We start from the raw sequence: 26,543 nt of genomic DNA, 5'->3' as shown, positions 1-26,543 counted from the left end.
AATCATGTTGTCCGTTTAAGCCACTTATTCATAAATCCCCTGATTCCTGTCAAGGTTCCGGATCCCGGAGTTGCAGGTACAGCCAGATAACGAAGAGCAAGTTTCTCTATATCTTTGGAGGCTTTGGCATTGGGATAAGCCAGGCTATAGGGCATTTGCCTTTTAACCGCCTTGACTACCTGGGCGTCTTCAGAAATATACCCAAGCAGCGGAATATCCGTCTGCAAAAACCGCCTTGCCACTCCAGCTATTTTATCTGCCACCCGTTCCGCTTCTCGTTCGTCTTCCACCCGATTAACGATCATCCGAAAGGGCGTAGCATTTTCCTGGCCGTGCATAACTTTGACTAAAGCATAAGCATCGGTTATTGAAGTCGGTTCAGGTGTGGTTATAATCAGGCATTCATCGGCAGCACCGATGAACTTCATATTCTCTCTGGAGAGCCCTGCCCCAGTGTCAAAGATGACATAATCCATTTCCTGGGCAATATCCTCGACTTGACTGGCGAAAAACTCCAGGTCACGATCAGACAATGAGAACAACTCTTTCATGCCCGATCCTCCAGCAATGTAAGGTAAGCCACTGGCACCCAGTTGTATGATTTCCCTTATGGATTTTTGTCGGTACAACAGGTGGTAAAGATTATAGGAAGAAGACGTACCCATAAGAACATCAATATTAGCCATTCCAATATCGGCATCAAATACAAGTACCTTCTGCCCCAAAGCCTGCAATGCCAAGGCAAAGTTCAGTGTAAAATTGGATTTCCCAACACCTCCCTTACCACTGGCTACAGTGATGATTTTGGAGGATCGAATATCTCGCTCAATGCCTTCCATTTCCAATGGCGCGGAGACCATACTTCGAAGTGTGGCTGCCTGATCCTTCATTGTGTCCATTCTCCCAGCAACTGTTTAGACAATGAATCTGCTTCCGGTTTCAACAAATCGTCTGGAACATTTTGTCCATTTGCCACATATGCAAGCTTGAGTGGAAAACGATGCAACAGGTTAAATAGCGGACCGCAGCTTCCGGTCTCATCCATTTTGGTGAAAATCACCTTGTCCAGGCCATATTTACTGAAATGTTCTGTGATCTGAACCATATCAGCACTTTTGGAAGTCATACTCATGACCAGAAAAGTTTCACTATTCTCCACAGGAGCAAGCAAACTTTGCAGTTCTGAGACAAGTAATTCATTTCTGTAGTTTCTACCTGCAGTATCCATAAAGATTAAGTCACAATTCTCTAATCGAGAAATTGCACGCTGTGTATCACCGGGCGATTGTACCACCTCAAGTGGTACATTCAGAATGGATGCATACGTTCTAAGCTGTTCTACTGCCGAGATCCGATACGTATCTGATGTAATAAATCCAACTTTACGCTGTTTTTTGAACATCTGTTCAGCAGCCAATTTCGCAATTGTCGTGGTTTTTCCTACACCGGTTGGTCCAGCCACGTAGACGATTCGAGTGGTAGGAAGAATGCCTTCTTCGATACGTTGTTCCAAAAAGTGCATGACCTCAAGCTTTACCGCTTGTTCTGCTTCCTGTTCATTTAATCCATTCTCAGACAATTTTGCTTGGATGGAATTGAACCAGGATTCCCATACCTCAGGCCAAACATCTTGTTCTGTCAAACGTTCTCTGATTGCGTGCAATGCTTCTGGCACAGGGTCCGCAGAAGTACCTTGCTTGGAAAGCCTGGTCACCATCTGTTTAAGATCCTGCAATTCAGTCATTAACTTATCCTGCTGCAGATCTGAGCCCGTTTGCTTAGTGGCAGTTGTTGAACCCGAAAAATCCGCCCCTTGCGGTCGCGGTTTATGATCAGTGCTCGAAGAACCTGAGCCGCTGTCTATGTTTGAACCGATATTACTCGATTCAAACATAGACAGCGCAGCCGCAGATTTTTCCTGAGCATTCTGATCAGCTGTATTCGTTGTAGCCGACTCATCAGAAGCCGCAACAAACGAACGAGCTGTTTGCCGATAGGCCTCAGGTACAAATGCACGAGGTACAGGTGTAAATTGATTTTGTACTGGGTTCGTCGTTTGTTTGTTTTCTTCTTTATCCACTGCAGCTACAACTTCGATCCTTTTTTTGCGGAACATTCCCATCACACCGCCCACCTTAATCTCTTTGGTGGACAGAATGACGGCATCACTTCCCAGGTCTTTGCGAATTTGAAGCATAGCTTCGGGCATGGTCTCAACAACGTATTGTTTTACTCTCATAAGTTCACCACCCCGATACTTTGAATTTCAACATTCGGCTCCAACTCGCTGTAGGAAAGGACAGGAATGTCCTGCATAGTACGTTCAATAACCTGACGCAGATACATTCGAATGGTTGGAGAAGTTAATACAACAGGCTGTTGCCCCGATTGAATCAAACGGTTGACTTGTTCACTTAGCTTCTGATACACACTTTGTGTAGATACAGGGTCTAGTGCAAGATAGCTGCCTTGATCCGATTGTTGCACACTTTCAGCAATTTTCTTCTCAAGACCAGGTCCAACCGTGATCACGCGAAGTGTCTCACCTTTTTGTGAGAACTGCTGAGTAATCTGACGTGAGAGGGATTGTCTGACATATTCAGTCAACACATCAGGGTCCTTTGTATACGTTCCATAGTCAGCAAGTGTCTCGAAGATGGTTACCATGTCACGGATGGATATTTTCTCACGCAATAATTTCGCGAGCACTTTCTGCACATCACCAATGGAGAGTAGAGAAGGAATCAGTTCATCCACCAGCGCAGAATAGTTTTCTCTGAGATTATCAACAAGTGCTTTCGTCTCTTGTCTTCCAAGTAACTCATGCGCATGCTTCTTAATCAGTTCCGTCAGATGGGTAGCCACAACGGAAGGCGGATCTACGACTGTATACCCTGCAAGTTCCGCTCTGTCTTTGGTTACTTCATCAATCCATAGTGCTGGAAGTCCAAAAGCTGGCTCTGTTGTTTCAATCCCCGTCACAGACTCCTCTTCATAACCAGGACTCATGGCAAGGTAATGATTCAACAACAGTTCTCCGCCGCCTACCACATTGCCCTTGATTTTGATAACATACTCATTGGGTCTGAGCTGGATGTTATCCCGAATCCGTATGACCGGAACCACCAACCCCAGTTCAAGAGCACACTGTCTCCGGATCATAATGATCCGATCCAGTAAGTCCCCACCCTGCTGGTTATCAGCCAGTGGAATTAGACCATAACCAAATTCAAACTCAATAGGGTCAACCTGAAGCAGGTTAATTACACTTTCAGGGCTTCTGACCTCTTCAATCTGCTGTTCTTCTTCCAACTGTTCTTCCGCTTCCTGTTTCAAGTTCAGATTATTCTGCATGCGCCAAGCGGCAAATGCCAATACACCTGCCAACGGAAGCGTAGTAATAACATGAATTGGTGTAAAGAAACCTAGCATGGCAATAACGAAAGCTACAATGTAAATGAGAATCGGGTATGTAAATAACTGCCCCGTAATATCATCTGCCAAGTTCCCATCTGACGATGCTCTCGTGACGATCAGTCCTGCTGCTGTCGAAATTAAGAGAGCAGGGATCTGACTGACCAAGCCATCTCCAATGGTCAATACCGAGTATGTTGACATGGCATCTTGAAAAGACATACCATGAACAGTCATACCAATAATAAATCCACCAATTAGATTGATTAACAGAATGATAATGCTCGCAATCGCATCACCTTTGACAAATTTACTTGCACCGTCCATAGCTCCATAGAAATCGGCTTCGCGTTCAATCTTGGAACGACGTTCACGAGCTTGTTGTTCGTTAATTAGACCTGCATTCAGATCCGCATCAATACTCATTTGTTTACCTGGCATCGCATCGAGGGTGAATCGTGCAGCAACTTCAGCTACACGTTCCGACCCCTTCGTGATTACGATAAACTGAACAACAACCAGGATCAAAAACACAACAAATCCAATTGCAATTTGCCCTCCGGCAATCCAACTACCAAAGGTAGCAACTACGGCTCCAGCACTACCATCCCCGAGAATTAATTTCGTGGTTGATATGTTGAGTGCTAATCGGAATAATGTTGTAATCAACAGCAACGCAGGAAATATGGAAAATTGCAGTGCTTCCTTGCTGTTCATTGCCACGAGTAAAATCATGAGTGCAAGTGATATATTGACGACGAGTAACAAGTCCAACAACCAGGCTGGGATCGGAAGAATCATCATCAACACAATGCCGATAATACCCGCAAGGACAGCTAAATCTTTCGTTTTCAATGAATGTACGGCCTCCGATCCCCTTTTATTTCATTCTGCCCTTTAGTTTATATACATAAGCCAGCACTTCGGCTACCGCTTGAAACAAATCGGCCGGTATGGCGTCACCAATCTCGGCTCTCTGGAACAATGCCCGTGCTAACGGCTTGTTTTCCATCGTAATAACACCGTTTTCTTTGGCAATTTCCTTAATACGTAAGGCAACATAGTCCTGACCTTTGGCAATAATCTGCGGTGCCTCCATCTCGGAACCTTCATACTTTAGCGCAACCGCAAAGTGGGTCGGGTTCGTGATGATTACATCCGCATTCGGCACTTCCTGCATCATACGCTGCATAGCCATACGACGCTGACGTTCCCGGATTTTACCTTTGATCAGCGGATCACCTTCCATTTTCTTGTACTCGTCCTTGATGTCTTGCTTGGACATGCGGATTTTCTTCTCATGATCATACTTCTGATACATGTAATCAAATATCGCAAGTATCATCAATGCCACTGCAATCTTGACACCAAGACTTAAAGTGATCGACGCAGCGAAATGTAAAATAGCATCCAATGAAAAATGAGAAAGTGATGCAATATCTGACTGGTAGCCCGTAATTGTACTGTAAACGAGATAACCGATAATCGACATTTTCAAAATGGATTTAGCAAATTCCACTAATGAGCGGAGAGAGAAAATATTTTTGAAGCCTTTAATCGGGTCCAGTTTCTCAAGTTTTGGCTTCAAACCTTCCCCTACAAGAAGAAAACCAACTTGCATGTAGTTAACGATCAAAGCAACCAGTACCGCACCCAGCAAAACGGGAGCGATCAATAACAAAACTTCAATGCCATAGCGCATCATAAGCGCCATCACATTCTCTCCGGTGATTTCCATACTCAATCGATTGATGAAGATATCTGTAAACAGACGAACTACACGTTCTTTATAGAAATTGCTGAATACCATCATGATCAAAAACGCGAATAGGAGAATGGATGCGCCAGATAGTTCAGCGCTTTTGACAACCTGTCCTTTTTTTCGTGTATCCTGTCTTTTTTTCGGGGTAGCTTTCTCCGTCTTCTCCCCTGAAAACAACTGGAGGTCGAGTTGAAGTTTCATCCGTGTCTTTTCCTCCGTTTCACTCAGCCGGGCCTTTGTCCAATGGTTCCAAGCAATTTTTCCATCGATCTGAATATCGCTTCGAACAATTGACTAAATACAAAGGAGAAACTGGGAACCAGCAAAAGCAAAATAGCAAGACCAACGAGTAACTTAAGCGGCAACCCGACTGCAAATACATTAAATTGAGGAGCAGTTTTGGCCAAAAAACCCAATCCAACATCCGTCAAAAACAACGCAACTACAATCGGAGCCGACATCTGAAAAGCCAGCATAAATGATTGACCTAAGGTCTGAATCAAAAATTCAGCAATACTTCCATCTGCCAACCGCAGGAAAAATACATTCGATAATGGTACCCACCGGTAACTGTAAACTATCGCATCCAGCAAATAATGGTGTCCATTCATCGTCAGAAACAGAAGCATAGCAAATGCATACTTCAAGTTTCCCGTAAGTGGCGCTGAAGCACCTGTCATTGGATCGTATACATTGGCCATACCAAAACCGATCTGTAGATCGATAAAGGTCCCTGCAGTCTGAACAGCCGTCATCAACAGATAAGCCACAAAACCTAAAAGCAGGCCAATTAGAATCTCTCTGATGATCAATAAAACATAGCTCAGATCTGTGGGTACTGTCTGGTCTATTCCGTAAATCAGATAGACAGACAATGTGACAAATGCAGAGATACCAATTTTAACTGAAGTTGGCACATTTCGAGCCGAAAAAACCGGCGCTGTTACAAAAAATGATGTGATTCGACAAAACATAAGCAGAGCGACAGGGAAACTTTGCAACAATGTCTCCATCTGCTAAAGCCTACCCTATGTATCTGTATAGATTATCGAGAATGTTGAACGTAAAATCGACCAATATATTCAAGATCCAAGGTCCAAACAAAAGTACCGCCAGAAGTACGGCAACAATCTTGGGTACAAAAGCTAATGTTTGTTCCTGAATTTGAGTTGTCGCTTGAAAAATACTGATTGCAAGTCCTACAACCAGAGCTAGTATAAGCATAGGTGCACTGGCCAGCAATGAAGTGTATACCGCTTTCCCGGCCAGACCGATAATAAATTCCGAAGTCATGACCGTCCTCCTTTAACTTTCCGGCTCAAGTGTTAAAACTCAGCAACAGTGACTTGACTACCAGATACCACCCGTCCACAAGGACAAAAAGTAGTATTTTGAAAGGTAATGAGATCATGACCGGCGGAAGCATCATCATCCCCATTGCCATGAGTGTACTCGCGACAACAATATCTATAACCAGAAACGGAATGAAAATCATAAACCCCATCTGGAATGCTGTCTTCAACTCACTGATTACATATGCCGGTACCATAACCGAAATTGGAATATCCTGATAGGTTTCGGGCTGTTCAGTCTGATTATATTTCATAAACAGCAATAGATCTTTTTCTCTGGTGTGAGTAAACATAAATTTCTTTATGGGATCCGCTGCTTTTTCTAGCGCCTCCGTTTGCGTAAGTTCTCCCTGAAGATAGGGCTGAAGTGCTACCTGATTTATGGAAGACAACGTAGGCGACATAATGAAAAGTGTCAGAAATAGCGCCAAACCGACTAGCACCTGATTGGGTGGCATTTGCTGAGTACCCAAAGAGGTACGTACAAAACCTAGAACAATCACAATCCGAGTAAAACTGGTCATCAGCACTAGCATTGCTGGTGCAATACTAAGCACCGTAATCAACAGAATAATGGACAGTGAACTCGTGCTTGGTGTCCCACCATCACCATTTCCGATTTGAATATCAATATTCGGAATGGGTTCGGCAAAGGCAACCGTGACAGATGCCAGACTGATAAGTCCCATCAAACAACACGCTAACCAAATCTTTTTCTTCATGAATCCCTCGACCGATCTGTAGTATTGTCTTTATTCAGGAGCTTCTCCATCTTCTCTTTACGGTTAGGCATCTGCCGAAGTTTGGATTCAAACATTTCGTGAAAAGAAGTTGTGTCCTCCAGTTCCATTTCCCGCGGCGGTTCATCTTTACGGAAACGTTTTGCGAGCTTGGTAATGAGAGGTGAGAGATTCCCTTGTTGAGCAGCAGCATCTCGTTCGAATGATTCAATGATTCTTTGCGCCTCTTCCAGATCGGAAACCTTATCCACCAACTGGATGTCTTCACCTACACCAAGAAGATATACACTCCCACCAATTTCGATAATTTGCAGCGACTTGTTTTGTCCCAGTCCGATCCCGCCCAGGGTACGAATCGTGCCGTGACGGGACCACTGCTGATTCCGTTTGTTTAAAAACCGAATCAGATAGACAATAAGGGCCAGGATGACGGCCAGGACAACAATCACCCATATAAGCTGTAAATAATAATTGGCTCCTACGCCAGCTCCTCCTGGAATATCACCCTGAGCCATCATCATGTCTCTTAAACGCCCAGTGCCTTGCTAATTGCTTCGATAACCCGGTCAGATTGGAAAGGTTTAACGATGAAGTCTTTGGCACCCGCTTGAATGGCGTCGATTACCATCGCTTGTTGACCCATTGCAGAGCACATAATAACTTTTGCGTTAGCATCAATCTTCTTGATCTCTTTCAAAGCTGCAATGCCATCCATCTCAGGCATAGTAATATCCATTGTGATCAGATCCGGACGAAGCTCTTTAAATTTTTCAATTGCTTGTGAGCCATCCTGTGCCTCACCAACAACCTCATATCCATTTTTGGACAAAATGTCCCGGATCATCATTCTCATAAATGCAGCGTCGTCTACGACTAAAATTCGGTTTGCCATCTTGATTCAAGTCCTCCCTAAATTGTGCTTATTGTAATTTCTGAATTCGGTCCCATTGGCTAACGATATCTATAACACGAACACCAAAGTTTTCGTCAATAACGACAACTTCTCCCTTGGCAATCAGTTTGTTATTCACCAAAATATCTACAGGTTCACCGGCCAACTTATCCAGTTCGACAATTGATCCCTGTGACAGTTCCAATATATCTTTAATTTGCTTCTGGGTCCTTCCTAATTCTACGGTGACTTTAAGGGGAATGTCCATCAATAAATTCAAATTGTTTTCGTCTACCTGACCATACGCTCCATTTTGCAAATTAGCGAATTGAACGGGCTGTACGTTAACATTCCTATTTGGCATTCCACCGTAATGTTGAGGTGTACCATAAGGTTGCTGCGGCGGCATGCCATACGGCTGCTGTGGCGGCATTCCTTGCGGCATACCCATTGGAGCCTGTCCATATCCGTTGTAGTCCTGAGCAGGCTGTTGTGGAGCCTGTTGCTGAACGGGTGGTTGCTCCGCAACCGGTGGTGCCGTTGCTGGTGCTACAGCTGGTGCGGGTTCAGGTGTTGATGCCACTGGTGCGCTGGCAGTTGACTCCTGAGCGCCTCCAATCAGCATATCAACCATGTTTTTGGCAAAATGTACGGGAAGCAACTGCATCAGATTGGAATCGATCAGGTCTCCGATTAACAAACGGAATGAAACTTGAATCAGGGTCTCATCCTCTGGAAGATTACTTACACCCTCTCCACTCTCCAAATTAAGAATATCGATTCCCGGAGGGGAGATATTCACAAAACGATTGAAGATCGTGGACATGGAAGTAGCGGAGGAACCCATCATCTGGTTCATCGCTTCCTGTACGGCACTAATATGGATTTCATTCAGTTCTTCATCAACCGGATTTCCTTCCCCACCCAACATCAGATCAGCGATGACTTGAGCATCTCTCTTCTTGATGACCAGCGAGTTAATGCCTTCGAATCCATCCACGTAATTCACATGAACGGCAACATGCGGCTTGGGAAACGCTTCTTCAAACTGCGTTCGACTAATGATGGAAACCTTAGGTGTTGTAATATCTACTTTTAGGCCCAATAGCGTGGATAAAGCTGTTGCCGCGCTACCAAATGTAATGTTACCAATCTCCCCCAAGGCATCCTGTTCCAGCTCAGTCAAATAATCATCAACCGTTTTCTCTGCTGGCTCTGAACTGTTCATCGATTCCGATTGCCTCAGCAAAGCATCGATTTCTTCCTGGGATAAATAATCCTTACTCGTCAAATTCTTCAACTCCTTCGGTGACAATCTCGTCTATTTGCACAGCCACACGGTCCTTGATTGTTCCCGGACTGCCCATGTATTTCAGTTTGTCACCCACTTTAATGGAAAGCCCCTCATCAACTGGTTTGTTCAATGTGATGACATCACCAACGGACAGACCCAAAAATTCTGCAATTGAAATTCTGGATTCTCCCAATTCCGCTACAACGGGTAATTTGGCTTTGTTCACACGCTCTCGTAGAGCTTCATATTCTTCCGGAGCTCTCGTTTTCTTCTCCGAAACAAACCACTGATGAGTTGACAACCGTGACATAATAGGTTCAAGAACGACATGCGGTATACATAGATTGATCATGCCTGTCGTGTCACCAATTTTGGTACTGAGCGAGATCAGAGCAATGGTCTCATTGGGAGATACAATCTGCATAAATTGCGGATTCGTCTCCAGTGCTTCCATCCTTGGGGAAATATCCAGCACGGTCTTCCATGCTTCCTGTAAACTTTCAAATGCACGGCTGAATATCCGCTCCATGATGGTCGTCTCAATCTCCGTCATCGATGCAATCTTGGTCGGAGCACTTCCCGTTCCACCAAGCAGGCGATCCAACATCGCATATCCCACATTCGGATGGACTTCCATCACCATTCGCCCCTGTAGTGGCTCCGCTTCAAAAATGTTCAATATCGTCATCTTAGGAATAGAACGGATAAACTCATCATAAGGCAACTGTTCAACCTGAACGACATTGATTTGAACGAACGTCCGCAGTTGGGCTGAAAAATAAGTGGTGAGAAAGCGTGCAAAGTTTTCGTGAATACGAGTCAAGCTTCGAATATGGTCTTTGGAAAAACGCACTGCCCGCTTAAAATCGTACGATCTAATTTTCTTCTGAGTTTCTTCCTTTTTCAATTCTTCTGCGTCCATTTCACCAGAAGAAAGGGCTGCTAATAGGGCGTCAATCTCATTTTGTGATAATACATCCACCATGTTCTCACCCCCTTACAGGTCTACAGCGTGTTCTGTTCATTTACATTGGTGCTATAACAATGTCTGAAAAGCTAGTGCTTTTCAAATTCGGCTCAGGCAATGCCTCATTAATTAGACCTTTCAGTTTCTCATTGAATAGTTTCATACCTTTGGCCGAACTCAGTTCCTCAGCCTTGGTGTCAGCAAGTGCCTGAATAATAATGGGCTTCACCGTAATGCTTTTAATTTTCTCAAAATCTTCTTTGGCTGTTTTGTCAGATAACCTGAAAGAGAAACTAACCATAATAATACGATCCGGATCGGCCAGATTCGTTTTAATCTGTGCAAGCTCTGACGATACTTCTACAATCTCATCCGCAGTCATCTTGGCTTCTGAAGCTGAAGCCGTATGTGTGTCGTCCTTATTCCCGTTCTGTCCTTGCATAAATACAAACACAACCACCACAATGAGTGTTATTGCAAGCAACATCGTTGCAAGCCAGGGCATCATCTTTTTCATCAGGATTCCTCCGTTTGCTGCACTTTAATAGTGGCTGCCTGAACCCCGATTTCACGGTTGTAATCTTTAATTTTGGAAATAACTTCATCAGCTTTCTCAAGCACAATCAGTCTCTTTCCAGTTACCAGCGTAATATACGTGTCCGGCGTTTCTTCCACAATTTCAACCATCAGCGCATTTAACCACATGGGAGAACCATTTAACCGCGTAACCGAAATCATGCTAAGCCCCCTCGATCAGAGTGGGAGGAGCAAGCTCCCCCACGTTTTTAATTCACTAATCAGCTATTAACGTTTCAGGTTAACAACTTCCTGAAGTACTTCATCCGACGTTGTAATGATCCGGGAGTTTGCCTGGAATCCACGTTGAGCTACGATCATCTCTGTAAATTCACTAGTCAGATCCACGTTTGACATCTCGAGCTGTCCAGCAATGACGGCACCTGTTCCAAACTCCGTACTATTAGCAGTTACAATATCGAATGCGCCCTCTGCGTTAGCATTGGCTGTAATGCGATACAAGTTACCGCCGATTTTTTCGAGCCCTTCAGGGTTAGTTACCTTACCTATGCCCAATTGAGCACCAGCTTCAGTTGTTCCGTCATCCATCGTCTGATTGATGATGCCATCTTGACCGATTGTAAATGACACGACAGCTTCATCAAGTGTGATAGGTTCCCCACCACCATCAACCACGAACAAACCATCCGAAGTAACCAGGTTACGGTTAGCATCCACATGAAAATCTCCTGCACGAGTCAAAAAGGGTACTTCCTGCTCACCACCAAGTGTTACGAGGAAAAATCCATCACCATTAAGACGCAGGTCGGTCGGATTGTTAGTCGTCATTGGACTACCTGCTAAATGCAATGTATCGATCGAACCTACAGAAACACCGAGTCCGATCTGCTTCGCATTCACACCACCGTTTTCATCTCCAGGGGCAGTAACACCTGCGGTAGTTTGGCTCATAATATCTTTGAACATAACCCGACTGCCTTTGAAGCCAACCGTGTTTACATTCGCAATATTGTTACCAATTACGTCGAGTTTGGTTTGAAAACCCCGCATCCCGGAAACGCCTGAGTACATTGATTTCAACATTTTTAAAAATCCTCCCAGTCTTCATTTGGTTACCGCATCAGTCGGTCAGCGGCATTCCGGCTCCCGAGAAGGGCCAACCGGTCAAGAAATGATTACGGCACTATCAATCTGAGTGAACACATTATCCTTCATGCTTTCACTATCCATAGCTGTAACCACTGTACGATTTTTGACATTGACGATAAAAGCCATATCCTGCATCAAAATCAGAGACTCTTTGGCTCCTTTGGCAGCAGCTTTGTCTAAAGCAGAACCAATCTGTTCCATTTGCTCAGTTTTGAGTTCAATACCACGCTGTTCCAAACGTTTGGCAGCATGATTGCTCAATTTCAGAAGATTATCTTCCAGCACCTTTGCAAAAGGTTTTTCGGGTGCAGCTGAGGCTTCTCCCGTTTTGGGTCTTTGAAGCATATTCGGTGTAATCGAGCCTGCATATAATTGTCCAACCGTTATGCGATCACTCATATCGTTTTCCCGCTATCTTCCGTATCACCCGTTTCAGCAGCTGATTCAGCTTCCTGGCTTTCGTTCGATTCAGAGGTTACATCCTGAACGTTCTGTACCGGAGTTTGATTCTCTTCTGCCTGTTTTGGATAATTCACCTGAATAATCTCATCCAGCTTAATCTCGTCATTGCCCACTTTCGCGTATTGAACGCTATCTCTTACAATGATGGAATCCACAATACCCTGACGAAGAGTTCCGTTGTCCTCTTTATTAGAAGAAAGCCAGCTTACCTCCATGCCAATCATGCCAGATACAGCACCAAGTGACTGATTCAACGTTTTAAGTTGTGTAGAAATATTGACCAGTTGTTCCACTGAGCTGAACTGTGCCATCTGGGCGATAAATTCTTTGTCCTCCATCGGCTGCATCGGATCTTGGTTCTGCAACTGGGTAATCAGGATTTTTAGAAACTGATCTTTGCCTAATTCTTTTGTTGCAGCATTTGTTGTAGCTTTATTAGCTGCGGAATAGTTCGGCCAAGTATTATTCGTTGAAACAATTTCAGTAGCCATTTGCTCACCTCATTTCTGTTTAAGCCTCTGCACTAAATGTATCTCTCTGTAATTCGTTTCCTTCTACTTGCTCGCTATGCCAATTACGCAATTCTTCTTGAATGCCTGCGGTAGCTATAGCATCATCCGATTGTTCCTCACGTTCACGTGAACGACGCTGTTGCTGAGAGTTACTTCCCGATTGACGGCCTCCATCTTGATACATCTGTGATCCGATTGAACTGTTCTGCGTAACCTCAAGTCGTTCCACTTGAATCCCCTGAGCTTGAAGTGAAGAACGCAGCTGCATCATTTGTTGTTCAAGCATGTCTTTGGCCATCGTATGCTCTGTCATAAACCGTGCAACCAATTGCCCGTTCTGCAAGGTGATTTGTACATCCAATTTACCTAAATGCTCCGGACGAAGTGAGATGGTTGCCTCGGAAAAACCTTTTTGTTGTACAATATCCAGCTTGCTAACAACAAACTGTGTCATTTCTTTGGCAAATTGTGATGTTTGCATTACAGGTTCAGCCGGTTTTCCTGCTGTCGTACCTGATGTACGCAAAGACAGTTCCCCCGCCGTAATGATGGTTGAGTGATCCAGTTCTCCACCTGCGTTTGAAGCAGATGTGGTATCTGTGTCGCCTTTTACCTGAATTCCAGAATTTGTAGCTGATGCAACAAGAACTTGAGGTGCGACCAAATCCTGTTTGGAAGATTGAAGTGAAGTAGTTGGAGCGACTTGTACAGCCTGATCCTTAACAGCAGTCAATGTATCCAATATGGATTTCAGTTCAGTCCATCCCTTGTTACTCGTGGTATCCATTCCAGCCTCTTGAAGCTGACTCTGTAGAGATTGCAGCAAATGCTTGAATTCGGGAGCGTTCTTCGCAACAGTACTCTCTGGTTCATTCATCGCAGCTACTAACTGTGTAAGCATATCCTGCAAAACAAAACGTACTGCTGCTGGATGCTGCGACAATTCAATCGCAGGTACTACACTTGCGCTTACCGCTCCATCCGAAGACTCGTCAGAACCTTCTGCATTAGTACCTGAAGTATCATTTAATTGTGCATACATCTGTTGAATCAGGGTCTGCAGACTTGCGAGTAAAGATGGATCATTTTCCAATGCCTCGTCAAGCGAATCCATGTCCGAAAACAATGAATTCAGAATGTCCGTGATGGAGGTCGCTTCCCCGTCTTCACTAGGAGCAAAGGAAAACACCAGCGGATTAGCAGTCAAACCTCCAGTAGCGCTTGAACCATCACCTTCTGCGTTCCCTCCAGATAACGATTGTGCAAGAGTTTGCAGAAATTCACCACTAGCTCCTGTAGCTAAACCTTTCGATTGCGCTCCAGTTGTCTGTCCTGTCCCTGTGGTCTTTGCAGATGCTGTGGATGTCATTTGATATACGATCGACATTTATTTTCACCTCCTCTCAGATATCACATGAATCAGATCTACTTGTTGCCCATTAATTTGTTCAAAATTTTTGCAGTTTCAACCGAATTCTCTGAAGACATATTTTCAAGCAATTGAGAGCGTGTCGCATCATCTACCGAATTCAGGATGGTCAAAGTTTTGTCAGGACTCAACTTGTATGTTTCCAATAATAGCTTGGCACCACTCGAAGCAGACATCGAAGCAAACGTTTGGCTAAGCTGGTTTTTATCCAGGTTTTTGCTCGTGGTTGTTGCTGCAGTTGATGTTGCTTCGGTTTCTTTCTTCAATCTGGATTGCAGTGCATCCAGCGCCAGATCTCCGGACGGTTTGGCATCCTTCATCATCATGGTGACATCGGCTGCTGTTTTCGGGTCCATCTTTTCAAGTACCTTGGTCCGAGCAGATGATTGCATGGCATTCAACAACAATACCATTTCCTCATTCGTCATATTTTGCAAAATCGGCGCAGCTTTGCTCGGGCTCATGTCAGCATACATTTTAGCCAAATCTTTTATTTGCTTTTGATAATCGGATGCCGTTTCCGGCGTTGCCGCTGTAGCCGTTTCAGCCGCTTTTTCCGCATCATCCAACTTCTTCTGAAGGTCCGTGGCTTTCTTCGCTTCGGTTGTTGTCGCTTCCTGTGCTGCCTTAAGTTCTGTTTCTTTTGCCGTAACTTGGGACTTCAGCTTTTCGATTGTCGCTTCAGCACTTTCAACCTGCTGCTCACTCTTCTCCAGCTTCTCTTTCTCAGGATCCAGCACAGGATCAGGTACCCATTCCTTAACTACTGGAATCTTGTTAGCAAATTCAAACAAATTATTACGAATATCTACATTAAAAAGCGTAAGCAATACGCCCAGCAATACTACGGTGAATACAATCGGGATGGAAATCATGAGAAATTTTTCCCAGCCGCCTCCCGATTCTTTTTCCATGTCGCTATCGTCTTTAACAGCCATCGTTCATTCCTCCTTCACGAGACAACTTCGCGTCCGGCTCACATCAATTCGCGCGTCCGGCTTTGGCAGCGAAGCGTATAGTAGCCATCTCGTCCAGATCGTTCTGTTCCCGGAGGAGCATCTCATGCTGAAATTTGATCTTGGCCTTGTCTCTCGCTCCAAGCCATACTTTTTCATCAATCATCTTACCGTTTAGAAACGTCTGATTCCGTTGCACATTGACCTGAGCATGTTTAACATCATTGTTTTTACGTGAAATGCACTCGTCAAGGTGATGTACATAACGCTGCATCTCCTGCAGACTGTTTACAGACGCTGTATTTTCCGTAGCAGATTGGATAATCCCGACCAGATTATTTCTATCGTTCAGAAGTTGTATCAGGTGATCTTCCTCCGTCTGAAGCTTTCCGATCGCTGTGGATAACATCCACTCTGCCTGTGTTTTTTCATTACTCTTCAGGTCAACAACTTTCTCGAAATGATATCGAAATTTCATCGCTTAACCATTCATCTCCTTGCAAATTCAAGAATCAAACGTTCCTGCACTTCACTTAAGGTGACTTTCTCGTCGACTTTCTGCTTTGTAAAGTTCCATATACTATCAATCTGGTCTATTGATTCATCAATCGCTGCATTTGAGCCTCGCTGATAAGCTCCAATGTTGATCAAATCTTCCGACTCTTTGTAGACAGACATCAAACGTTTCATGTTATTAACAGCTTCCAGTTGCTCTTCCGGAGCAATATCCTTCATGACACGACTTATACTGGCTAGCACATCGATCGCCGGAAAGTGACCTTTATTGGCAATGGATCGGTTTAACACAATGTGGCCATCCAGTATTCCCCTCACCGCATCCGCGATCGGTTCGTTCATGTCATCCCCATCAACCAAAACGGTGTAAAAGGCAGTAATCGAGCCCGTTGGCCCTGTCCCCGCCCGTTCAAGCAGTTTGGGCAAACTTGCAAATACCGAAGGCGTATATCCTCTCATTGCTGGAGGTTCACCAACAGCCAGACCAACTTCCCTCTGAGCCATCGCATATCGAGTAACTGAGTCCATCATCAGCATCACGTTCATTCCACGGTCACGGAAATACTCTGCAATGGTCGTTGCAATAACCGCTCCCTTAATCCGAATCAGGGCAGGCTGATCTGATGTCGCAACAATGACTACCGACCGTTCCAGTCCTTCCGGACCAAGATCCCGTTCAATAAAGTCGCGAACCTCACGTCCACGCTCACCTACAAGCGCGATTACATTAACATCCGCCGCTGTATTCCGGGCAATCATGCCCATCAATGTACTCTTACCAACACCTGAACCGGCAAATATACCTACACGCTGCCCCTTACCTACAGTCAACAATCCGTCGATAGCTCTTACACCAACACTCATGGTTTCAAGTACACGCGGACGATCCATTGGATTGACGGGTGTATTGGATGTGGAGTACGTCGGCATTCTGGAAGGCAGGAGAGAACCATCGAGCGGTTGTCCAAGTCCGTCCAGCACTTTACCGAGCAATTCGGAGCCTACCTGGACCCCGAGTGGTTTACCTGTACCTACTACATCGCAACCAGGACCGATGGATTGAAGTTCACCCAGTGGCATAAGCAGCACTTTGTTATCTCGAAACCCAACGACTTCGGCCTGTAGAGGCTTGGCCGATTTACCAGGGTAGATGTAACATACGTCACCGATACTTGCATCCGGCCCTTCTGACTCAACCATAAGACCAATGACCTGAGTAACTTTGCCGTTAATGCGAACGGGATCAAATTGCCGCAAATGTTCCATATATCGCTGTGAACTAAGAACCTTCATGTTGATTTCTCCGCTCCTCATCCTCAAGTGCTATGCGGACCAGTTCTTTTTTAATCTCTGCAAGCTGTGTATCAATTCTCGCATCTACGCTTCCGAACGACGAACGAATAACACATCCTTTATCTTTGACCGTAGAATCAGGCAAAATCTGCAATTCTGCCTGAGAGTCAATAGATAGGGAGAGTTCCTCGCGAGCTGCCTGCACAAATGTAAACTGATCAGGAGCCACACAGAGTGTGATCAAGCCTTGCTCCCGTTTACGTGATAAACTCTGTCGAATCAGTTCCAAGGTCTGTTCAGGTTCAATGGTAAGTTGTTTATCAATGACTTTCTCAGCGATTCCGCAAGCAAGATCAACAAGGAACGGTTCGGCTTCCTGAATAATCTGATCCTTTGCTACGTAAGCCTCCTGAAGCACTTCTTGGGCTTCCTTCATCATCTCTTCGATCTGCCCCTGGAGATCCAGCTCAGCTTGTACTTTGCCTTCTTCAAAACCCTGTTGGAAACCTTGTGAACGAAGTGCTTCGGTCAGATGTTCATCCTGTTGTCGTTGTTCCTGCCACCAGCTATCGATCTGTTCACGGGCTTCTTGAAGCATGCGCTCTGCTTCTTCTGAAGCTTCACGTACTTGCTTTTCTGCAAACTCCTTGGCATCTTCCAGCATCTCTGCGGTAAGACGTTGTGTTTCTTCGTCTACACGGGCTTGAAGCACTTCTGCTTCAGAACCTTCAGCACGTTCACCATTGAATTCCGTTTCAGACTCCTCAGTCCCACCATAATGATGATGATTTTCGAGTCTTTTACGGTCATCAACAGGTACATACTGGAAAGATTTAATCAAATTAGACAATGATATCATCTCCTCCACCGCGTGCGATAATGATCTCACCGGCTTCTTCCAATCTGCGGATCGTTCCTACAATGCGTGTCTGAGCTTCCTCAACATCACGCAACCGCACAGGTCCCATGAACTCCATCTCTTCTTTGAATGTCTCGGACATCCGTTTCGACATGTTCCGGAACACGGCATCCCGCACTTCTTCGCTTGCCACTTTGAGTGCGAGCTGAAGGTCTGCGTTATCGATATCCCGTATAATACGCTGAATTGAACGATCATCCACATTGACGATATCTTCGAATACAAACATGCGTTTTTTGATTTCCTCTGCAAGTTCCGGATCCTGAATTTCGAGAGAGTCCAAAATGGTACGTTCTGTACCACGATCGACCCCGTTCAGAATCTGCACGATCGATTCAATACCACCCGCATTCGTGTAATCCTGCGTCACCGTAGAAGATAGCTTCTGTTCCAGTACCCGCTCTACTTGAGAGATGACCTCCGGCGAAGTACTGTCCATAACAGCCACTCTTCGAGCGACATCCGCCTGTTTGTCCTGTGGCAAGGATGATAGAATCGCTGCTGCCTGTTCGAATTGCAGGTAAGACAGAACCAGGGCAATCGTTTGCGGGCTTTCATTCTGAATAAAGTTCAAAATTTGATTCGGATCCGCTTTGCGCGCAAAGTCAAATGGTCTAACTTGCAGCGTAGCTGTCAAACGATTAATGACTTCAAGTGCTTTTGATGAACCCAGAGCTTTCTCCAGAATTTCTCTGGCATAATTGATACCGCCCTGAGAGATATATTCCTGCGCCAGACAGATCTGGTGAAACTCGGCCATGATCATGTCCTTTTCAGAAGAATCAACTTTGCGAACGTTGGCAATCTCCAACGTAAGTTGCTCAATCTCCTCGTCACGCAGATGTTTGAAAATCTGAGCCGATACTTCCGGACCTAATGTAATCAACAATATTGCTGCTTTTTGTCTGCCAGTCAAACCTTGACTGCTTGCCTTTGCCAATGCGCTCACCTCTATTCGTCAGCCAGCCATGTACGCAGCAGATTGACGAATTCGTCTGGCTTTTTCTTGGCCAAACTCTCCAATTGTTTGCGCACCTGACTTTCGTTCGTTACACTGTCCAGCGTAATGGACGGGAACTCTGTTGCTATTGGAAGAGGAATCTCTTCTTCTTCTACTTCGTTTTGTTTGCGGCGACGGCGTACTAACAAAATAACAACCGCTGCGATCAATGCTGCTATGAGTGCTCCTCCGCCCCACATCATCGTTGAGGAAAGCTGGAAACCCGTATTGTCTGCAGAGGCAGTCTGGAATCCTTGTGACATGACTGAAACTTTCTTTGTCAGATCGGCGTCACTTACTATAGTGCCTGAGTCTGCCAGTGAAGCACGAACAATGTTAACCAAAATGTTCTCAATTGCGTCCTGAACCGGTCCCTGTAATTCTGTTTCTCCATTCGGTGGTTCAACTGCCACGTTAATGGTTAAATCTTTTACAGTATACGGACTGGAAATGATATCCTTGGCGATTCGATTAACATCGTAGTTCACCGTACTTGATGATTCTTCCGAAGTGGAATTCCCTGCTCCATCAGCTGATGGATAACCTGGAACTTCCTCTTGCCCCGTACCTGCAACACCACCTGTTGGGTTGCTTGCGCCGGTGTAACTCTTCTGAATCTCCTGCACGCTAATCTCGATACCTTTCATGTTCTCTACATCAACGGGTGTAACCAGATTTTCTTTACGTGTTTCTTTGTCGAAATTAAGCTTGGAGGCCACCAAAACATTGACTTTGTCTTCGCCTACAATCTGAGAAAGAAATTGCTTCACGTTATTGCGGACATCGTTTTCAAACTTTTTCTGTAATGCCATGTTCTCTTGAACTTCTGAAGACAACCCACCACTACCACCTCGGGCAGTCGGTATCAGTTCTGCTTCATCAGTGTTTGTTATTGTGATGTTCTCAACAGGCAGATTAGGAATTGCAGTCTTAACCAAATTAAAGTATCCATCTACAGCTGCCTGATTTGGGTGATAACCCGGTTTAAACTGGAGTGCTACTGAGGCAGATGCTTTATCCTGTTCTTCTAAGCCAGCAAAGATATTATCCTTCGGCATATTGACCAGCACTTTAGCGTCCTGTATCCCTTGCATCCGCTGAAGCAACTGTTCAACTTCTCCGTTTAAAGCATTGTTGTACTTTACATCAAACTCTTTATCCGTCATCCCGATCGGGGATGATGATTCCTCGAATGACTTATATCCCAGTGAGCCATTCTGAATAATCCCTTGTGATCCAACATTCACTTTTGCAATGGCAACACTCGTGCTTGGTACGGATATCGTCTTGCCATCTGAGCTTAATTTGTATGGAATACTAGATGAATCGAGATAACTGATTACGCCTGCTGAATCACTTGCATTCAAATCTGTGAACGCAACCTCATATTCAGTCTTGGACAATTGCATCGTGAGTACAACTGCAGCCAAAATCAGAAACAGGAAGGTGGAACTAAATAATACTTTTTGCTTTTTGCTGAAACTATTCCAATACTGGGATCCCTTATCCCTGTACTGGGCAATTCTCTCATTCACTCTGTCACCCCATCCGAAACTTTGCTTAGTCTGTCCTTACGCAACCCTAACCGTTCCATAGGTCAACGTCAGGAGCAGCATCGCAGCTGCTTGTTGTAATGATCAGCGCTACTACCTGAGCGCAATTAGTTTACTTTATAACTGCGTTCGCATAACTTCCTGGTATGCTTCGACCACTTTGTTTCGGACTTGAGTTGTGAGCTGTAGGCTTAACAAGGCTTGTTCTGAAGCGATCAACACCTGATCCACATTCGCTTTGCCTACCAAAAATTGATTTGACATTTCATGCGCTTGAGTCTCCTGTGCCGCTACGGACCCTAATGCATTTTGTAAATATGTACCGAAGCTCTGAATGGTTTCGGCTGGTGTAGAAGGCTTGCTTTCGGTTGCGCTCTTCATCTGTAGCGGTTGTATCCCCTGTGTGCTAAACATGTTGTTCTGAATCATTAATGTCCCTCCCCTTCTTCTCTCATGTGTGTATTTCTTGTTCTTATTTCAAAGCAAATTATCTTCCAATCTCCAAAGCTTTGGAGATCATTGCTTTGGTTGAATTCAATGCTGTTACGTTTGCCTCATAGGAACGCGAAGCAGAGATCATGTCGACCATTTCTTTCGCAATGTCCACGTTAGGCATAAATACATATCCTTCTGCGTTGGCATCCGGATGAGAAGGATCGTAGACAGGCTTCAATGGTGACTGATCCTCGCGAATCTCAGTTACTCTGACGCCATCTCCCGAACCGCTGCCTCGCATCTGATTTTGTAGCATGGTACCAAAAGACGTTTTATTCGGTTCAAGCACCACCATTTTGCGTTTGTAAGGAACCGCCTCACCATTGGATACGCTCGCGCGCGTCGTCTCTGCATTCGCTATGTTGGAAGATATAACGTCCATCCGCAAACGTTGAGCCGTCAGCGCTGACGCACTGATACTAAAGCTATTACTAATGTTCAATTTAGGTTATCTCCCTTCCACGCCAACACGCATGATTTTAATTTGTTCGTTCACTTGCTGGATATAAGCGTTGTAACGCAACTGATTCTCCGCCAGAAGACTCATTTCTCTGTCGATATCGACATTATTCTGGTTGTTATTCATGGACGTTGACTGGTCCATATTAACTACTGGCGTTGGTATGGAAGAGGAAGGACCTATGACAAAATGCCTTGCATCAGTTACTTTACCTTTAAGAACAGGCATATCTCCATTCATTTGCCCCTGCAACATCTCTTCAAAAGAAACGTTGGAGCGCTTGAAATACGGGGTATCGGCATTTGCGATGTTGTCTGCAATCGTTCGTTGTCTGATGTTGGACGCATCGAGTGCACCTTGCAATCTTTTAAAGCTAATATCGTTTAAAAGATTCACAATCCCCCTCCTCTCTTTAGAAGTTATGGAAAAAGATTGAATCTTTTCCCTTGAAAATTCTTATGTTTTTTCGACAAAAACATTCGTCTTTACACGGTTTTCTAGGACTTAAGTAGAATTAACTCTGATGTTGTCGTATAACATAAGTTTCTTCGAGTTTGGGATATATTACAATAAGAAAAAAGCCCTATCTTTTCTGAAAGACAGGGCTTTTTGTGTATTTTCTGCAAATTATGAATTTTTTCGTAAATGTTCAGGCCCAAAACAAAAGTATGTTAATACTCTCCCTGATTGTTCTTAAACATTCTTAAAATAAAAAATAACTTTCTCGTCTCGACAGGACTGTATAATGCCCGTAATTATGTATATTTCCGAAATATCCAACGTTGATAATGTTAGAATTTTTTGCCGTTATACTAAGGGTTTAGTGGCTATATGATAGGTATACATACAAAGCTGTGTATTATTCAATTGACAAGTTATCTTTCACGAATTAAGATTTCTCACTATTTCTACACAACACTTTCTTAACAATTGAATAGGCTTTACGTATTCCAATCCCCAGAAAACAATTGGTAACTTCACACTTTTTTACAAATTCTGTTTTTGCGCATTTACGCAAAATTTACCAATCTGTCAACTAAACCGATGCCCAGACTTGGAATAAGAAACATCCTTTTAATGGGAATGGCTGGATATAAAAATTAGAAATAACTACCACTCCGATAGGTTTTAACACACTTTACATGCGGCACAAGTCCTAGGTTTTGTCGATCCAGATAACAACCACACATCTTTTATCGGTGATCTCATCTAAATCCTTTAGATTGAAACAAAAATAAACGATATGTTACCGGTCGTCGGAGAGAACCTTTTACGATTCGTTTAAGGAATGACTATCCTTCGTCGATCTCGTAAGTGTTCTCTACAGTCCAGTGCATATCGTTCATTCATACGACCTTTTAGCAATTACATTGCAAGCCCTATCTTACAGGATATACTGACTCAAATCACGATCAAGTGCAATATCATTCAATTTCTCACGGACATACTCTGGAGTAATCACCATACGTTCCAATGTAAGCTCAGGTGCCTCAAAAGATAAATCCTCCAAAAGCTTTTCAAGAATCGTATGCAATCGACGTGCGCCTATATTTTCTGTATTCTGATTGACGGATTCAGCCAATTTGGCAATTTCACGAATGGCATCATCCGAGAACTCGATTTCAATATTTTCGGTACGCAGCAGATCGACATACTGCTTGGTCAGTGCATTTTGTGGTTCAGTCAGAATGGATACAAACTCTTCCAGTGTAAGACTGCTTAGTTCCACACGAATTGGGAAGCGCCCCTGAAGCTCAGGAATTAGATCAGAGGGTTTGGCGACGTGGAATGCGCCAGCTGCCATAAACAGAATATAATCCGTTTTGACAGGACCATACTTCGTCATTACTGTAGAGCCTTCTACAATAGGCAGAATGTCACGTTGCACACCCTCACGGGATACATCAGGGCCACTACCGCGCCCTTGACTGGCAACTTTGTCAATTTCATCTATGAAAATGATACCTGTCTGCTCTGCTCGACGAATGGACTCTTGTGTAACATCATCCATATCGATCAATTTTCCTGCTTCTTCCTGGATCAACACTTTGCGCGCTTCTTTGATGGCAAGCTTACGCTTTTTCGTACGACGAGGTAAGAGGCTGCCAAACATCTCCTGCATGTTCATGCCCATCTGATCATTACCTTGACCAGCAAACATGTCCATCATGTTAGGCGCAGTGTCCTCCACATCAATTTCAATGATGTCATCCTCCAACTTGCCGGACAACAGATCAAACTTGATCTTACGACGGCGCTCGGCAACCCCAGTATCCGGTTCTGGCTCATCCTGTTCCTGAACGTTGTTGCCATTATTACCAAAGATCATCTCAAAGGGATTCCGCTGATTCTTGGACTTGGACTGTGAGGGAGCCAGAATATGTACAATTCGTTCATTGGCAGCTTCTTCAGCTTTGTCCTTCACTTTTTCAGTCCGCTCCAGCTTTACCATCCGCAGTGATGTTTCAATCAGATCACGCACCATCGATTCAACGTCACGGCCAACATAGCCTACTTCAGTGAATTTGGTTGCCTCCACTTTTACAAATGGCGCTCCTACCAGTTTAGCAAGGCGACGGGCAATTTCCGTTTTACCCACACCGGTAGGTCCAATCATCAGGATATTTTTAGGTACAATGTCGTCCTGCGTATGCTCAGGCAAAAGACTACGTCGATAACGATTACGAAGGGCTACCGCTACCGATTTTTTGGCTTTCTTTTGACCTACAATATACTTGTCAAGCTCTGCAACAATCTGTCTCGGTGTTAACGCTTGAGTATTCATATTGCTTCCCTCCTACCAGTATGCTGAAGTTATTTTACCTTACAAGGACAAAGAATCCCCTAGACGTCCTGGAGCAGATTACAAAATCATGCTCCACTACGGGAGATTTCCTCGGCCTATAACTCTTCTACAATAATATTGCTGTTGGTATACACACAAAGCTCCGAGGCAATCTGAAGCGATTCGCGCGCAATGTCCTTCGCTTCCAGGTTCACAGCATGACGTTTCAATGCACGTGCAGCAGATAAGGCAAAGTTCCCACCTGATCCGATAGCGATAACGTCATCATCAGGCTCAATAATTTCGCCGCCACCTGAGATGAGCAGCATGCCTGTTTTGTCCATCACAATCAACAGCGCCTCAAGCTTGCGCAAAATTCGATCTTGACGCCAATCCTTGGCAAGCTCTACAGCAGCACGCTGCAGGTTACCATGGTGCTCCTCCAGCTTGCCTTCGAATTTCTCAAACAAGGTGATCGCATCAGCCACAGAACCAGCAAAGCCGGCCACAACCTGTCCGCGGTACAAACGTCTTACCTTCTTGGCTGTATTTTTCATCACAACACTTTGGCCCATGGTCACCTGACCATCACCGGCGATTGCTGCCTTACCATTATGACGAACAGCACAGATCGTTGTAGCATGAAATGACATATCCATGATATCAGCCTCCTCCCATGAATAATTTATACGCGTTCCGGAACAGTTAGACCTTCTGCCGCAGCAAAACTGGTGATACCATCCAGGGCACGCTGTGCAAGAGCTTCATTTTTTTCCTTTTTGTTACGGATTTTCGTTTCCAGCTTTGGCAACAAACCAAAGTTTGCGTTCATTGGCTGGAAGTGCTTGAAGTCAGCCGTTGTAATATACTGAGCCATACTGCCCAGTGTTGTTTCAACCGGCAATACCACCAGTTCCTGTCCAAGAGCTGCTTTGGCTGCATTCATCCCAGCAATAAGCCCCGATGCAGCAGATTCAACATAACCTTCTACACCCGTCATCTGACCTGCAAAAAACAGGTTTGGACGCTCTTTAAACTGATACGTCGGACGAAGCAGTTTAGGAGAATTAATAAAAGTATTACGGTGCATTACGCCATAACGGACGAATTCCGCATTTTCAAGTCCAGGAATAAGGGAAAAGACACGTTTTTGTTCTCCCCACTTCAGATGCGTCTGGAAGCCAACCAGGTTATACAAGGTTCCCGCTGCATTGTCCTGTCTAAGCTGAACAACGGCATGTGGCAACTCTCCTGTATGCGGATTAACCAGACCTACCGGTTTCATAGGACCAAACAGAGCCGTCTGTTTTCCGCGTTTCATCATCACTTCAATTGGCATACAGCCTTCAAAGTAAATTTCTTTCTCAAACTCTTTCAATTGAGCGACTTCAGCAGTAATGAGAGCTTCATAAAAAACATCAAACTCTTCTTCTGTCATCGGACAGTTCAGATATGCTGCTTCGCCCTTATCATAGCGAGATGCCAGATACACCTTATTCATATCAATTGAATCTTTTTCAATAATAGGTGCTGCTGCATCATAGAAGTAGAAATATTCTTCACCCATTAATGCCTTGATTTGCTCAGACAATGCCGGTGAAGTCAAAGGCCCCGTTGCAACAACAACGATGCCATCTTCCGGCAGGGAAGTGAGTTCTTCATTCACCACTTCGATGAGTGGATGCTGGTGCAACGTAGACGTAATCTCACCCGAGAAGCCATCCCGGTCCACAGCAAGTGCTCCACCTGCTGGAACTGCATGCTTGTCTGCTGCAGATAGTACGAGAGAATTGAGCATTCTCATTTCTTCTTTTAACACACCTACTGCATTCGTCAACCCATTCGCACGCAATGAGTTGCTACATACCAGTTCTGCAAATTTATCTGTATGATGAGCTGGCGTTTTCACTACAGGTCTCATCTCGTATAATTTCACGCGTACGCCGCGACTTGCGATCTGCCAAGCAGCTTCTGTTCCAGCGAGCCCGGCACCAATAACGGTTACTTGTTGTTCATTCGTCAAAATCATTTACCTCCATAAAACAATTTCATAACT

Annotated in this window: 29 protein-coding genes; all 29 read right to left on the bottom strand. The window is 44.6% G+C overall.

What is annotated here, in order from left to right; genetic code table 11:
- Nucleotides 1-2: 2 nt before the first annotated feature.
- The gene (locus tag AC1S8V_RS11355) at nt 3-890 is read right to left on the bottom strand and encodes a MinD/ParA family protein (RefSeq protein ID WP_482074460.1); all 888 of its coding nucleotides are present in this window, start codon (nt 888-890) and stop codon (nt 3-5) included.
- Complete coding sequence (flhF, locus tag AC1S8V_RS11350; protein WP_482073673.1) at nt 887-2,239, bottom strand: flagellar biosynthesis GTPase FlhF; 1,353 nt, start codon at nt 2,237-2,239, stop codon at nt 887-889. The genes AC1S8V_RS11355 and flhF overlap by 4 nt, the downstream gene beginning before the upstream one ends.
- Complete coding sequence (gene flhA, locus AC1S8V_RS11345; protein ID WP_482073672.1) at nt 2,236-4,269, bottom strand: flagellar biosynthesis protein FlhA; 2,034 nt, start codon at nt 4,267-4,269, stop codon at nt 2,236-2,238. Before flhA ends, flhF begins: the two co-directional genes overlap by 4 nt.
- 25 nt (nt 4,270-4,294) lie before the next feature.
- On the bottom strand, nt 4,295-5,377 hold the full coding sequence (gene flhB, locus AC1S8V_RS11340) for a flagellar biosynthesis protein FlhB (RefSeq protein ID WP_482073671.1): 1,083 nt from the start codon (nt 5,375-5,377) through the stop codon (nt 4,295-4,297).
- Between the two features lie 23 nt (nt 5,378-5,400).
- Nucleotides 5,401-6,189, bottom strand: a complete 789-nt coding sequence (fliR, locus tag AC1S8V_RS11335; protein ID WP_017689171.1) for a flagellar biosynthetic protein FliR — start codon at nt 6,187-6,189, stop codon at nt 5,401-5,403.
- A 10-nt stretch (nt 6,190-6,199) separates the two neighbouring features.
- Nucleotides 6,200-6,469: a flagellar biosynthesis protein FliQ gene (gene fliQ / locus AC1S8V_RS11330; protein ID WP_047842485.1), complete on the bottom strand. Its 270-nt coding sequence runs from the start codon at nt 6,467-6,469 to the stop codon at nt 6,200-6,202.
- A gap of 25 nt (nt 6,470-6,494) precedes the next feature.
- On the bottom strand, nt 6,495-7,250 hold the full coding sequence (fliP, locus tag AC1S8V_RS11325; RefSeq protein WP_482073670.1) for a flagellar type III secretion system pore protein FliP: 756 nt from the start codon (nt 7,248-7,250) through the stop codon (nt 6,495-6,497).
- Complete coding sequence (locus tag AC1S8V_RS11320; RefSeq protein WP_482074459.1) at nt 7,247-7,783, bottom strand: flagellar biosynthetic protein FliO; 537 nt, start codon at nt 7,781-7,783, stop codon at nt 7,247-7,249. Before AC1S8V_RS11320 ends, fliP begins: the two co-directional genes overlap by 4 nt.
- Before the next feature lie 11 nt (nt 7,784-7,794).
- Nucleotides 7,795-8,160: a response regulator gene (locus AC1S8V_RS11315; protein ID WP_482073669.1), complete on the bottom strand. Its 366-nt coding sequence runs from the start codon at nt 8,158-8,160 to the stop codon at nt 7,795-7,797.
- A gap of 28 nt (nt 8,161-8,188) precedes the next feature.
- Nucleotides 8,189-9,451 (bottom strand): flagellar motor switch phosphatase FliY, encoded by a 1,263-nt coding sequence (fliY, locus tag AC1S8V_RS11310; protein ID WP_482073668.1) that lies wholly within the window; start codon nt 9,449-9,451, stop codon nt 8,189-8,191.
- Nucleotides 9,441-10,439 (bottom strand): flagellar motor switch protein FliM, encoded by a 999-nt coding sequence (gene fliM, locus AC1S8V_RS11305; RefSeq protein WP_145318898.1) that lies wholly within the window; start codon nt 10,437-10,439, stop codon nt 9,441-9,443. The genes fliY and fliM overlap by 11 nt, the downstream gene beginning before the upstream one ends.
- A 40-nt stretch (nt 10,440-10,479) precedes the next feature.
- Entirely contained in the window at nt 10,480-10,938 is a 459-nt protein-coding gene (locus AC1S8V_RS11300; RefSeq protein WP_482073667.1) for a flagellar basal body-associated FliL family protein, read from the bottom strand.
- Nucleotides 10,938-11,159, bottom strand: coding sequence for a flagellar FlbD family protein (locus AC1S8V_RS11295; protein WP_024630220.1), 222 nt, complete (start codon nt 11,157-11,159; stop codon nt 10,938-10,940). Before AC1S8V_RS11295 ends, AC1S8V_RS11300 begins: the two co-directional genes overlap by 1 nt.
- 66 nt (nt 11,160-11,225) lie before the next feature.
- Nucleotides 11,226-12,041 (bottom strand): flagellar basal body rod protein FlgG, encoded by an 816-nt coding sequence (gene flgG / locus AC1S8V_RS11290; protein ID WP_482073666.1) that lies wholly within the window; start codon nt 12,039-12,041, stop codon nt 11,226-11,228.
- Nucleotides 12,042-12,122: 81 nt separating this feature from the next.
- Entirely contained in the window at nt 12,123-12,452 is a 330-nt protein-coding gene (locus AC1S8V_RS11285) for a TIGR02530 family flagellar biosynthesis protein (RefSeq protein WP_440131260.1), read from the bottom strand.
- Between the two features lie 50 nt (nt 12,453-12,502).
- Nucleotides 12,503-13,060 (bottom strand): flagellar hook capping FlgD N-terminal domain-containing protein, encoded by a 558-nt coding sequence (locus AC1S8V_RS11280; RefSeq protein ID WP_482073665.1) that lies wholly within the window; start codon nt 13,058-13,060, stop codon nt 12,503-12,505.
- A 19-nt stretch (nt 13,061-13,079) separates the two neighbouring features.
- On the bottom strand, nt 13,080-14,468 hold the full coding sequence (locus AC1S8V_RS11275; protein WP_482073664.1) for a flagellar hook-length control protein FliK: 1,389 nt from the start codon (nt 14,466-14,468) through the stop codon (nt 13,080-13,082).
- Nucleotides 14,469-14,506: 38 nt separating this feature from the next.
- Nucleotides 14,507-15,448, bottom strand: coding sequence for a MotE family protein (locus tag AC1S8V_RS11270; protein ID WP_482073663.1), 942 nt, complete (start codon nt 15,446-15,448; stop codon nt 14,507-14,509).
- A gap of 43 nt (nt 15,449-15,491) precedes the next feature.
- Nucleotides 15,492-15,944: a flagellar export protein FliJ gene (gene fliJ, locus AC1S8V_RS11265; RefSeq protein WP_482073662.1), complete on the bottom strand. Its 453-nt coding sequence runs from the start codon at nt 15,942-15,944 to the stop codon at nt 15,492-15,494.
- An 11-nt stretch (nt 15,945-15,955) separates the two neighbouring features.
- On the bottom strand, nt 15,956-17,275 hold the full coding sequence (gene fliI, locus AC1S8V_RS11260; protein WP_482073661.1) for a flagellar protein export ATPase FliI: 1,320 nt from the start codon (nt 17,273-17,275) through the stop codon (nt 15,956-15,958).
- Nucleotides 17,262-18,125, bottom strand: a complete 864-nt coding sequence (locus tag AC1S8V_RS11255) for a FliH/SctL family protein (RefSeq protein ID WP_482073660.1) — start codon at nt 18,123-18,125, stop codon at nt 17,262-17,264. Before AC1S8V_RS11255 ends, fliI begins: the two co-directional genes overlap by 14 nt.
- Entirely contained in the window at nt 18,118-19,134 is a 1,017-nt protein-coding gene (gene fliG, locus AC1S8V_RS11250; protein ID WP_482073659.1) for a flagellar motor switch protein FliG, read from the bottom strand. The genes AC1S8V_RS11255 and fliG overlap by 8 nt, the downstream gene beginning before the upstream one ends.
- An 11-nt stretch (nt 19,135-19,145) precedes the next feature.
- Nucleotides 19,146-20,729 (bottom strand): flagellar basal-body MS-ring/collar protein FliF, encoded by a 1,584-nt coding sequence (gene fliF, locus AC1S8V_RS11245; RefSeq protein ID WP_482073658.1) that lies wholly within the window; start codon nt 20,727-20,729, stop codon nt 19,146-19,148.
- 135 nt (nt 20,730-20,864) lie between these two features.
- Nucleotides 20,865-21,176: a flagellar hook-basal body complex protein FliE gene (fliE, locus tag AC1S8V_RS11240; RefSeq protein WP_482073657.1), complete on the bottom strand. Its 312-nt coding sequence runs from the start codon at nt 21,174-21,176 to the stop codon at nt 20,865-20,867.
- Nucleotides 21,177-21,234: 58 nt separating this feature from the next.
- The gene (gene flgC, locus AC1S8V_RS11235) at nt 21,235-21,684 is read right to left on the bottom strand and encodes a flagellar basal body rod protein FlgC (protein WP_482073656.1); all 450 of its coding nucleotides are present in this window, start codon (nt 21,682-21,684) and stop codon (nt 21,235-21,237) included.
- A 6-nt stretch (nt 21,685-21,690) separates the two neighbouring features.
- Entirely contained in the window at nt 21,691-22,098 is a 408-nt protein-coding gene (flgB, locus tag AC1S8V_RS11230; RefSeq protein WP_482073655.1) for a flagellar basal body rod protein FlgB, read from the bottom strand.
- Between the two features lie 988 nt (nt 22,099-23,086).
- On the bottom strand, nt 23,087-24,487 hold the full coding sequence (gene hslU / locus AC1S8V_RS11225) for an ATP-dependent protease ATPase subunit HslU (RefSeq protein ID WP_062833787.1): 1,401 nt from the start codon (nt 24,485-24,487) through the stop codon (nt 23,087-23,089).
- Between the two features lie 116 nt (nt 24,488-24,603).
- Nucleotides 24,604-25,146, bottom strand: coding sequence for an ATP-dependent protease subunit HslV (hslV, locus tag AC1S8V_RS11220; protein ID WP_062833786.1), 543 nt, complete (start codon nt 25,144-25,146; stop codon nt 24,604-24,606).
- A gap of 26 nt (nt 25,147-25,172) precedes the next feature.
- Complete coding sequence (trmFO, locus tag AC1S8V_RS11215) at nt 25,173-26,516, bottom strand: FADH(2)-oxidizing methylenetetrahydrofolate--tRNA-(uracil(54)-C(5))-methyltransferase TrmFO (RefSeq protein WP_373428235.1); 1,344 nt, start codon at nt 26,514-26,516, stop codon at nt 25,173-25,175.
- Nucleotides 26,517-26,543 lie beyond the last annotated feature (27 nt).

Source organism: Paenibacillus sp. B46(2026) (assembly GCF_056786355.1).
The sequence above is the reverse complement of the archived record's forward strand: the minus strand, read 5'-3'. Positions and strand labels throughout refer to the sequence as shown.

Excerpts from the sequence above, each read along its gene's own strand:
- flgG (WP_482073666.1), bottom strand. The coding sequence starts at position 12,041 with ATGTTGAAATCAATGTACTCAGGCGTTTCCGGGATGCGGGGTTTTCAA.
- AC1S8V_RS11315 (WP_482073669.1), bottom strand. The coding sequence starts at position 8,160 with ATGGCAAACCGAATTTTAGTCGTAGACGACGCTGCATTTATGAGAATG.
- AC1S8V_RS11300 (WP_482073667.1), bottom strand. The coding sequence starts at position 10,938 with ATGAAAAAGATGATGCCCTGGCTTGCAACGATGTTGCTTGCAATAACA.
- AC1S8V_RS11285 (WP_440131260.1), bottom strand. The coding sequence starts at position 12,452 with ATGCTTCAAAGACCCAAAACGGGAGAAGCCTCAGCTGCACCCGAAAAA.
- AC1S8V_RS11280 (WP_482073665.1), bottom strand. The coding sequence starts at position 13,060 with ATGGCTACTGAAATTGTTTCAACGAATAATACTTGGCCGAACTATTCC.
- hslU (WP_062833787.1), bottom strand. The coding sequence starts at position 24,487 with ATGAATACTCAAGCGTTAACACCGAGACAGATTGTTGCAGAGCTTGAC.
- fliM (WP_145318898.1), bottom strand. The coding sequence starts at position 10,439 with ATGGTGGATGTATTATCACAAAATGAGATTGACGCCCTATTAGCAGCC.
- fliQ (WP_047842485.1), bottom strand. The coding sequence starts at position 6,469 with ATGACTTCGGAATTTATTATCGGTCTGGCCGGGAAAGCGGTATACACT.
- trmFO (WP_373428235.1), bottom strand. The coding sequence starts at position 26,516 with ATGATTTTGACGAATGAACAACAAGTAACCGTTATTGGTGCCGGGCTC.
- AC1S8V_RS11295 (WP_024630220.1), bottom strand. The coding sequence starts at position 11,159 with ATGATTTCGGTTACGCGGTTAAATGGTTCTCCCATGTGGTTAAATGCG.
- hslV (WP_062833786.1), bottom strand. The coding sequence starts at position 25,146 with ATGGATATGTCATTTCATGCTACAACGATCTGTGCTGTTCGTCATAAT.
- fliJ (WP_482073662.1), bottom strand. The coding sequence starts at position 15,944 with ATGAAATTTCGATATCATTTCGAGAAAGTTGTTGACCTGAAGAGTAAT.
- flhB (WP_482073671.1), bottom strand. The coding sequence starts at position 5,377 with ATGAAACTTCAACTCGACCTCCAGTTGTTTTCAGGGGAGAAGACGGAG.
- AC1S8V_RS11355 (WP_482074460.1), bottom strand. The coding sequence starts at position 890 with ATGAAGGATCAGGCAGCCACACTTCGAAGTATGGTCTCCGCGCCATTG.
- fliI (WP_482073661.1), bottom strand. The coding sequence starts at position 17,275 with ATGAAGGTTCTTAGTTCACAGCGATATATGGAACATTTGCGGCAATTT.
- AC1S8V_RS11320 (WP_482074459.1), bottom strand. The coding sequence starts at position 7,783 with ATGGCTCAGGGTGATATTCCAGGAGGAGCTGGCGTAGGAGCCAATTAT.
- flhF (WP_482073673.1), bottom strand. The coding sequence starts at position 2,239 with ATGAGAGTAAAACAATACGTTGTTGAGACCATGCCCGAAGCTATGCTT.
- fliP (WP_482073670.1), bottom strand. The coding sequence starts at position 7,250 with ATGAAGAAAAAGATTTGGTTAGCGTGTTGTTTGATGGGACTTATCAGT.
- AC1S8V_RS11270 (WP_482073663.1), bottom strand. The coding sequence starts at position 15,448 with ATGGCTGTTAAAGACGATAGCGACATGGAAAAAGAATCGGGAGGCGGC.
- fliE (WP_482073657.1), bottom strand. The coding sequence starts at position 21,176 with ATGATTCAGAACAACATGTTTAGCACACAGGGGATACAACCGCTACAG.
- fliR (WP_017689171.1), bottom strand. The coding sequence starts at position 6,189 with ATGGAGACATTGTTGCAAAGTTTCCCTGTCGCTCTGCTTATGTTTTGT.
- AC1S8V_RS11275 (WP_482073664.1), bottom strand. The coding sequence starts at position 14,468 with ATGTCGATCGTATATCAAATGACATCCACAGCATCTGCAAAGACCACA.